The organism is Bifidobacterium sp. LH_416, from assembly GCF_056357055.1.
Genome location: NZ_JBKEVJ010000004.1, coordinates 306,469 through 315,025 on the forward strand (window position 1 = coordinate 306,469; position 8,557 = coordinate 315,025).

5 protein-coding genes and 1 pseudogene are annotated in these 8,557 nt (G+C 60.6%); 5 read left to right on the forward strand and 1 reads right to left on the reverse strand.

The features are described from left to right. The first annotated feature begins 81 nt into the window (after nucleotides 1-81). The 5 genes and pseudogenes from AC1AY0_RS09555 to AC1AY0_RS09575 form a co-directional block, all read left to right on the forward strand. The gene (locus tag AC1AY0_RS09555; RefSeq protein ID WP_476526311.1) at nucleotides 82-3,639 is read left to right on the forward strand and encodes a helicase-related protein; all 3,558 of its coding nucleotides are present in this window, start codon (nucleotides 82-84) and stop codon (nucleotides 3,637-3,639) included. 64 nt (nucleotides 3,640-3,703) lie between these two features. Continuing rightward, complete coding sequence (locus tag AC1AY0_RS09560) at nucleotides 3,704-4,135, forward strand: DUF1156 domain-containing protein (RefSeq protein ID WP_476526313.1); 432 nt, start codon at nucleotides 3,704-3,706, stop codon at nucleotides 4,133-4,135. Then, nucleotides 4,110-6,464, forward strand: a complete 2,355-nt coding sequence (locus tag AC1AY0_RS09565; RefSeq protein ID WP_476526315.1) for a DUF1156 domain-containing protein — start codon at nucleotides 4,110-4,112, stop codon at nucleotides 6,462-6,464. Before AC1AY0_RS09560 ends, AC1AY0_RS09565 begins: the two co-directional genes overlap by 26 nt. Nucleotides 6,465-6,499: 35 nt before the next feature. Then, on the forward strand, nucleotides 6,500-8,125 hold the full coding sequence (locus tag AC1AY0_RS09570) for a Swt1 family HEPN domain-containing protein (RefSeq protein ID WP_476526316.1): 1,626 nt from the start codon (nucleotides 6,500-6,502) through the stop codon (nucleotides 8,123-8,125). Further along, nucleotides 8,113-8,448 (forward strand): annotated as a pseudogene (locus AC1AY0_RS09575) (transposase); the annotation flags it as partial. The gene AC1AY0_RS09570 and the pseudogene AC1AY0_RS09575, both read left to right, overlap by 13 nt. Before the next feature lie 22 nt (nucleotides 8,449-8,470). On the opposite strand, the gene AC1AY0_RS09580 reads toward AC1AY0_RS09575, so the two are convergent. Beyond that, on the reverse strand, nucleotides 8,471-8,557 hold an 87-nt coding region (locus AC1AY0_RS09580), incomplete at its 5' end, for an IS3 family transposase (RefSeq protein WP_476524578.1).

Here is an 8,557-nt window from a genome sequence, read left to right on the forward strand (position 1 = left end):
GGCGATGGTTCGACAGCTTCTCCCATCCGTCCTGCCGGGTACCGTTAAGGTATCCGGCAGGACGGCGAAGGGAGCGGGAGCATGGACGCGACGTTGACGCTTGAGGATATCAAGCCCGGCATTGCCATCGCCGGCGTCATTCCGGGGCAATCGGTAACGGTAGTTGCGGCTATGCCGATGGGCGCTGCCATCGACTTGTTCTATACGACGGCTGATGGTGGCACCGGTCGTGAAATCATCGACGCGGATGCCGTCGGCCGGCTACGCATCGTCCGCCCGGAGAGCGGCGGCCCCAAGTTCGATGCCGACCCGGATGAGTTCCGTCTGGCGGCTGAAGCGCTGCGCATCCGGTACGCGGCCCTGTACGACCCGATGGCAGCGGTGTATTCGTCAGACATTGACCCGCTGCCGCATCAGATTCGCGCGGTCTACGAGGACATGCTGCCAAAGGTGCCGCTGCGCTTCCTGCTCGCGGACGACCCGGGTGCCGGCAAGACCATCATGGCCGGCCTGTATATAAAGGAGATGTTGCTGCGCTCGGCGGCCGAACGCGTGGCCATCGTCTGTCCGGGAGGTTTGGCCGAGCAATGGCGAGACGAACTGTCGCAGAAGTTTTCGCTTGACTTCGAGGTGTTCGAGCCGGGCATGCGGTTCGCGTCGCCGTCGGGCAATCCCTTCCGTGACCACGACCGTCTCATCATTCGCATGGACCAGGTGGCGCGCAATAATGAGCTGACCGCCATGATTGGCGAGGTGCGTTGGGATATCGCCATCGTGGACGAGGCACACCGGATGAGCGCGCATTTCAAGAATCAGTTCGGTGAAGTGGACCGGACCAGCCGGTTCCGTCTGGGCGAAACACTGGCCGAGACCGCCGAGAACCTGCTGCTGATGACGGCAACGCCGCACTCCGGCAAGGAACAGGATTTCCAGTTGTTCATGTCCCTGCTGGACCGCGACCGGTTCGCAGGCCGCTACAAACCGGCCAAGCATCGCAAGACCGACACCAAGGGCCTTATGCGACGCATGGTCAAGGAAGACCTTTTGACGTTCGACGGCAAGCCGCTGTTCCCCGAACGGCATGCCGAAACAGTGGCCTATGAGCTTTCGGAGGGCGAAGCGGGCCTGTACCGGGATGTGACGAACTACGTGCGTTCCGGGATGAACGCGGCCGCCAAGTTGTTGCAAGCGGATGGCAGACGCGCTAATAGCATCGGTTTCGCATTGACGATTCTGCAACGCCGTCTGGCGTCCAGCCCGGAGGCGATTCTCCAGTCATTGACCCGCCGTCGCGACCGGCTTTCGGAGCTGCTGCGCCGCATCGAGGAGAACCCGGAATCCATTGCGGACATGTTCGAACCGACGTCAAACGAGCCGACCGACATGGATGCCTATGACGACATGTGGGATGAGGCGGATGAAAACGGCCAGCAGCAGCTTGAGTTTGAGCTGGACCAAGTAGTTGATTCCGCAACCGCCGCTCGCACCAAGGAAGAGCTCGCCGCCGAAATCAGCGTGCTTGATGGGCTCGTGAACAAAGCAAAGACGGTGCGTGCGTCCGGCGTGGATGCGAAATGGTCGCAGCTGAGCGACATCCTTCAACAGCACGTGCTGGACGTGGGCACCGCCGAACTGCCTCACAAGATGATTGTGTTCACCGAGCATCGTGACACGTTGACTTATCTGGAGCGGCGCATCGCCACGCTGCTTGGGAAACCGGAATCCGTGACGGTGATTCACGGCGGTATGAACCGTGACGAGCGCAAAGCCGTACAGGAGCGTTTCGTCAACAACCCCGATGTGCGTATCCTCGTGGCCACCGACGCCGCCGGCGAAGGCCTGAACCTCCAGCGTGCCGATTTGATGGTCAACTATGACCTGCCATGGAATCCAAACCGCATCGAACAACGCTTCGGACGTATCCATCGCATTGGTCAGAAGCGTACGTGCTTCTTGTGGAACCTTGTGGCGAAGAACACTCGTGAGGGCGAGGTGTATGGCAAGCTGCTAGGCAAAATCGAGACCATGGGCAAAGCCTACAGCGGCAGGTTGTTCAACGTGCTGGGCGACGGCAAGGCGTTCGACGGTGAACCACTGAAAGAGCTGATGATTCGGGCCATCCGGTACGGTGACGACCCCGCAGTACAGGCCAAGCTCGACCAGGTCATCGATAGCAGCGTGCAGCAGGGCTTGGATGAGCTCATCAACGAACGGTCCGCGCATCCGGAGATGTACCCGAGCCTCGACGTGCAGGAAGTCCGCAAGCTCATGGAGCAGACCCGTGAGCGCAAACTTCAGCCGGGCTACATCTCCGCATTCTTCCTGCCGGCTTTCCAACGACTCGGCGGCACCGCACGGCAGCGCGAAGCAGGACGGTGGGAACTGACCCACGTACCAGCTGGCATACGCAAGTGCGCCGAACGACGTGACCGGCATCGCACGGTGTCGGATGCTTACGAGCGCATCACGTTCGAGCCCAGCCGCGCGCATATCGGCAACGGCAAGCCTGATGCGTTGCTCATCGCGCCGGGAACGCCATTACTGGATGCTGTCACCGAGCTCATCATCGACAGGTACGGTGAGGCACTGGACCACGGCACGGTGTTCGTGGACCGTACCGATACTCAGCCCGATGAACCGACCCTGATGATGGCGGCCGAGCAGACCATCACCGATGCGAAGGGCGAGCCGGTTTCCCGACACTTCGACTACCTCCAACTCAGTGAGCACGACCAGCCTGTATTCTCGCCGGCTCCACCGTATTTGGACTACGAGAGTCCCAACGACAGCGAACAGAAGACCGTGGCGGAACTGCTCGACGCGGCATGGCTGCGTGGCGACCACATGGACGAGATGCGCCGTTTCGTCTACGAGCAGGGCACCAAGCCTCGTCTCGCTGAGTTGCAAGCGCGTAAGACCGCCGAGAACGAGCACGTGCTTGCCCAGGTCAGGAGCCGTCTGAACGCGGAAATCGAATACTGGTACGGCGAATACAACAAGCTCTCCGAAGACGAGCGGCACGGCAAACACGGCAAACGTATGACAACTGGTTTGGCTCGGAAGCGTGCCAAGGAGATGGAAGACCGACTCGCCCAGCGCGAACGGGAGCTCACGGAAGAAGTGCGGCTTCGGGCCAAGCCCGCCGTCATCCGTGGCATGGCGCTTGTCGTACCGGAACGACTCATCGCCACTGATTCGGCGGCCAGCGAGATGGAGTCCAAGCCGTTCACCAGGAGCAGCGAGGAAGTGGACCGCCGGGCAGTCGCCCTGACCATGCGCATAGAACGTCTGCTTGGCCATACTCCTACGGAGATGCCGCACAACAACAAGGGTTACGACATCAAATCCATTGATGCCCAGGGCTACGTGCACTTCATCGAGGTCAAGGGGCGCATCGACATGCCGGAAGCGGACACGTTCACCGTCACGGCCAACGAGGTTGCCTTCGCCCAATCTCAGGGCGACAGGCACAGACTCGCGCTCGTTCGCGTCAGCCCGGCCGGCCCGGAGCATGACGCCATCCGATACGTCGCGCACGCCTTCGACCACATCAGCCCTGCCGATTCCACGCGTTCGTTCAACGAGAAACTGGCCGACTACTGGAAGCGAGGCTATGTGCCAGACGTGAGTCGTTTTTAGGCGAAGTACCTCTGTTGGTGGATAATCATAGACAATAGTAAACGCATAAAGGACACCAACAGCTATGACGGACGCACCCCGCAAGAAGAAACTCATCGAGACCGGCATTCCGCTGAAGAAAATCAACGAGGAATCCGCCCGCGAGAAGTCTCTTCGCCATGGCCTGCCGTCCACGCTCCATCTGTACTGGGCGCGCCGTCCGCTGGCCACGACCCGTTCGATACTGTTCGCTCAGCTGGTGGACGACCCCTCCGCCCATCCCGACAAGTTTCCCACTCAGGAAGCACAGGACGCGGAACGCGGCCGTCTGCACCGCCTGATGGAACGCCTTGCCCGGTGGGAGAACATCGGCGATGCCGACCTCTACCGTGAGGCTAATCGTCTCATCACGGAATCTTGCGGGGGGGCTTGCAGTTTTGGACCCGTTCGCGGGCGGCGGCTCGATACCGCTCGAAGCGCAACGTCTGGGTGTGGAATCACATGCGTCCGACCTTAACCCGCTGCCGGTAATCCTCAACAAAGCGCTTATCGATTTTCCGGCACGATTCTGCGGGCAGGCTTCCGTCAACCCGGACAGCAACGTTGATTCCCGTAACCGCGCCGAAGGCATGGCCGATGACATCCGCTACTACGGCAACATGCTTCGAGACAAGGCTTTCGCGAAGGTCGGCCATCTCTATCCCAAAGTCAAGGACGAACATGGGGATGAGCACACTGTCATCGCGTGGATATGGGCGCGAACTGTCACGAACCCGAACCCAGCAAACCCTGTGCAGGTACCGCTTGTGCGTTCGTGGTGGCTCAACAAGAAAAAGGGCCACGAAGCATGGGTAAAGCCTATTGTCGAAGATGGTGCGATTCGCTATGAGGTCCAGCACAATGTCGATGGACCGAAGGACGACGAGGAATGGACCATTAAGAACGGCAAGGGCGGTAAATCCATTGTTGATGGCACGCCGTTCACCTATGACTATGTTCGTCAGGAAGGCGAAGCTGGCCGTCTTGGCGCTGCGCTCATAGGCGTGGTCGCGGAAACGAAGCGTGGACGCTTGTACTGCTCGCCAGATGAGATGCAAATCAACGCGGCTAAAGTTCCACGTATCGAAGACGCCGGTATCGATGTACCGATTGCAGAGAACCCGCGTTGGTTCTCTCCTCCACAATACGGTATGCGTACGTTCGAGGATTTGTTCACAAACAGGCAGTTGGCAGTGTTGACAACGTTGGCGGATACAGTGACCGAGGTGCGCGAGCAGGTGCTCGCAGATGCGCTGGCCAAGGGCATGCCACAGGGCGAGCCGCTGGATGTGGGCGGCACCGGCGCGCAGGCGTACGCGGACGCCATCAGCGTGTACCTGTCCATCGCAGTCAGCCGTTTGACTGATTACAGTTCGTCTATTTGTGGATGGAACATCAATCGTGAAGGCTTGCGAAACGTATTTGCACGACAGGCGATACCAATGTCGTGGGATTACGCTGAGGCCAATCCGTTTTCTTCGTCAACTGGTAACTATCTGGGTCAAGTGAACTGGGTGGCGGAAGCTATTCAGAACGTTCCTGCTCGTCCTCAATGTGAGGCCCATCAGGCGGACGCGGCCACGCGTGACTACACGAATGTGGTGGTGTCCACGGACCCGCCGTATTACGACAACATCGGCTACTCCGATTTGTCCGACTACTTCTATGTGTGGCTGCGGCGCATGCTGCATGATGTGTTGCCGTCCACGGTACGCACGATGCTCACGCCAAAAGCTCAGGAACTCGTTGCCAATCCATACCGTCATGGTGGCAAGGAAGGTGCGGCCGAGTTCTTTGTGGACGGATTCAACCACGTGTTTGCCCATATTCGCGAAACGGCGAATACCGATGTGCCGATGACGGTCTATTACGCCTACAAGCAGCAAGATACGAAAAGCGGCACTTCGACCGGCTGGTATGCGCTGCTCGATGGTCTCATCAAGGCGGGCTGGGAAATCACGGCTACCTGGCCAGTGCGCAGTGAACGCGGTGGTCGCATGATTAGCGTCGGCACGAACGCGCTTGCCTCATCTATCGTGCTTGCCTGTCGGCCGCGTCCGGTGGATGCTCCGTCGGTGACGATGCGCGTGTTCAACAGCATGCTGCGTTCGGAGCTGACCGAGGAGCTCAGAACCCTGATGGCTTCGGGCATCGACCCGGTGGATTTGAACCAAGCGGCCATCGGCCCCGGCATCAGCGTGTACTCACGGTACTCGCGCATTCGTGAGGCGGACGGTTCGGATATGCCTGTGCAGAAGGCGTTGGAAATCATCAATCGTACCGTCGATGAGGTGATGGGCGACGCTGATTCCGATTACGACGCGGACACCCGCTTCGCCGTGAAATGGTACCAGTCGTACGGCTGGACGCAGGAGAACACGGGCATGGCCGACCAACTGGCCCGTTCCTGCGGCACGTCACCCGATGCGCTGGTTCGCGGCGGTATGTTCGAAGCGTCTGGTGGTAAGTCCCGTCTGCTCACCCCCGCCGAGATGGCCGACGAGCACTGGCATCCGTTGCAAGACGACCATGTGAGCCTGTGGGAGGCGTGCATCCGCATGGCCGGCATCCTCGATGCCAAGGGCGTGGATAAGGTCGCTCCGGTCATGGCGGAGGCCGGCGAACTGCTGCCGTTGGATGGCATCCGCGCATTGGGCTTTCGCATGTACCACGAGGCGGAGAAACGCAAGGACACCGAGGGGGCCATTCGTTTCAACAACCTCGTCTCCATGTGGGACGACCTGTCGCTTATGGCATCCAAGGAGACCGTCACGCGTCCGGCGCTTCAGGGCGAACTGGACGTGTGAGCAAGGAAGAGTTTCGGGGATAAAGGAGTTCCACCATGGCAATCAACAATCGAGACCGTGTAGGCAAGGCGTTCGACTTCCTCTCCGAAGGACTGGTGGACCCGGTCGATGAAGTGATGGCCGGTGTGTTCCATACGCCGGATTGGACCGATGCGTGGGCGCGTGCCGACCAGCAAAAATACGGCACGCCGCTGCGCACGCTGAACAAGAACGACGTACAGGTGCAGCTGCGTGCCATCACCGAATACGGGCGCGAGTTCAACAGCATCCTGTCGCGAGCCCAGCAATCGTATGCGTCCGAGCTGCGCGAGACGCGCAACCAGTGGGCCCACAGCCAGCCGTTCACGTCCGATGAGACCATTCGTGCCTTGAGCACCATTGAGCTGCTGCTCAATGCGGTCAATGCGCCGGATTCGGCCGCCGATGTGCGCAGCCTACGCGACACATTGCAGCGCACCGTGTACGAGGACCACACGCGCAAGGCCAGCCAGCGCAAGATTCTCTCCGTGGATGCCACGCAGGGCATGAAGCCGTGGCGCGAAGTCATCAAACCGCACGGGGACGTGGCCAGCGGCAAGTTCACGGCCTCGGAGTTCGCCGCGAACCTTTACGATGTGGCGGTCTCCAAGAGCGCGTGCGTGCCGGGTAATGCGTATGGCGACCCGGTCGAGTTCTACAACCGCACCTACTTGACCGAAGGTTTGCGTGACCTGCTCACGCGCGCCATCCGCAGGTTAGTGGGGGATAACAGCGGCTCGCCCGTGGTGAACCTGCAAACCAACTTCGGCGGCGGTAAGACCCACTCATTGCTCGCCCTGTACCACTTGTTCGGTGAGAAATCAGTGGTCGAACTGTCCTCGGACGTGCAGAACCTCGTGGCGGGACTCGGTGTCCCTGCATGGGCTCCCGGTCTGGTGCATCGCGCGGCCATCGTGGGCAACCAGCTCAACGTCGCCAAACCGAGCGTCAAGCCGGACGGAACCCAAGTGCATACCATCTGGGGAGAGCTTGCATGGCAGCTTGGCGGTGCCGAAGGATACGCCATGGTCGCCGAGAACGACCGGGCCGGCAAACCGCCGGCGGATTCCCTCGACCAGTTGTTGCGCCGATACAGCCCGTGCCTCATCCTCATCGACGAGTGGGTAGCATACGCGCGCCAGCTCGTCGGCCGCGACGACCTACCGGCCGGCACGTTCGAGGACCAGTTCACGTTCGCCCAGACGCTGACCGAAACGGCGTCGGCGGTGCCGCATTGCATGCTTGTGGTCTCTATTCCCGCGTCCGAGGACGGCGGCAAGGCCAGCAATTTGGAGGTCGGCGGCGAAAACGGCCAGGCGGCGTTGCGTCGCCTTCAAATGGTGGTGCGCCGCCAAGCCGACCAATGGCGTCCGTCCACACGCGACGAGTCATTCGAAATCGTACGCAAGCGCCTATTCGAGGAACCCGACGCGGAAGCGCAAGCCCAAATCGCGCTTACGGCCAAACGGTTCGTGGACATGTACCGGGCCGATGCGAAGTCGTATCCGACCGAAGTGACCAGTACTGACTACGACAAGCGCATCCGCGCGTCGTACCCCCTGCATCCCGAACTACTGGAGAGGGTGTCTAATTGTTTGTGTATGGGTTGCCATTCTGGAAGGATTGAATCATGGTGGCCTTGAAGAGCGATAATGGGGTCGTGGGTTCCGGTGGCGCGGTTGCCGTGGGGCCGGCGCGCGAGCTGGTGGATGGTCTGGTCTCGTCGGGGGCCCTGGATTCCCTGTTCGAGCGCATCGACCGTGGTGATGTGGGGCTGACCGGCGACGGCGGTCTGATCCCGGAGTTGGTCCGGGTGGCCTTGGAGCGTGGCCTGGAGGCGGAGATGACCTCGCATCTGGGCTATGAGTCCGGCGACCGGGAGGGCAGGGAGGCGAGCGGCACGGCGAATTCGAGGAACGGCTCGTATCCCAAGACGCTGGCGACCGAGGTGGGGCCCGTTGGATTGGCAACGGTGTGTTGGACTGTTTCTAGAGGGTGTTTCCTTGGTGTGTGAACTCCACGGGGCTCATGTAATTGAGGGTCGAGTGGAGTCGTTGGTGGTTGTACCACCATAC

Bases quoted from the DNA above. Each gene is read 5' to 3' on its own strand.
- AC1AY0_RS09555 (WP_476526311.1), top strand. From the start codon at position 82: ATGGACGCGACGTTGACGCTTGAGGATATCAAGCCCGGCATTGCCATC.
- AC1AY0_RS09560 (WP_476526313.1), top strand. From the start codon at position 3,704: ATGACGGACGCACCCCGCAAGAAGAAACTCATCGAGACCGGCATTCCG.
- AC1AY0_RS09570 (WP_476526316.1), top strand. From the start codon at position 6,500: ATGGCAATCAACAATCGAGACCGTGTAGGCAAGGCGTTCGACTTCCTC.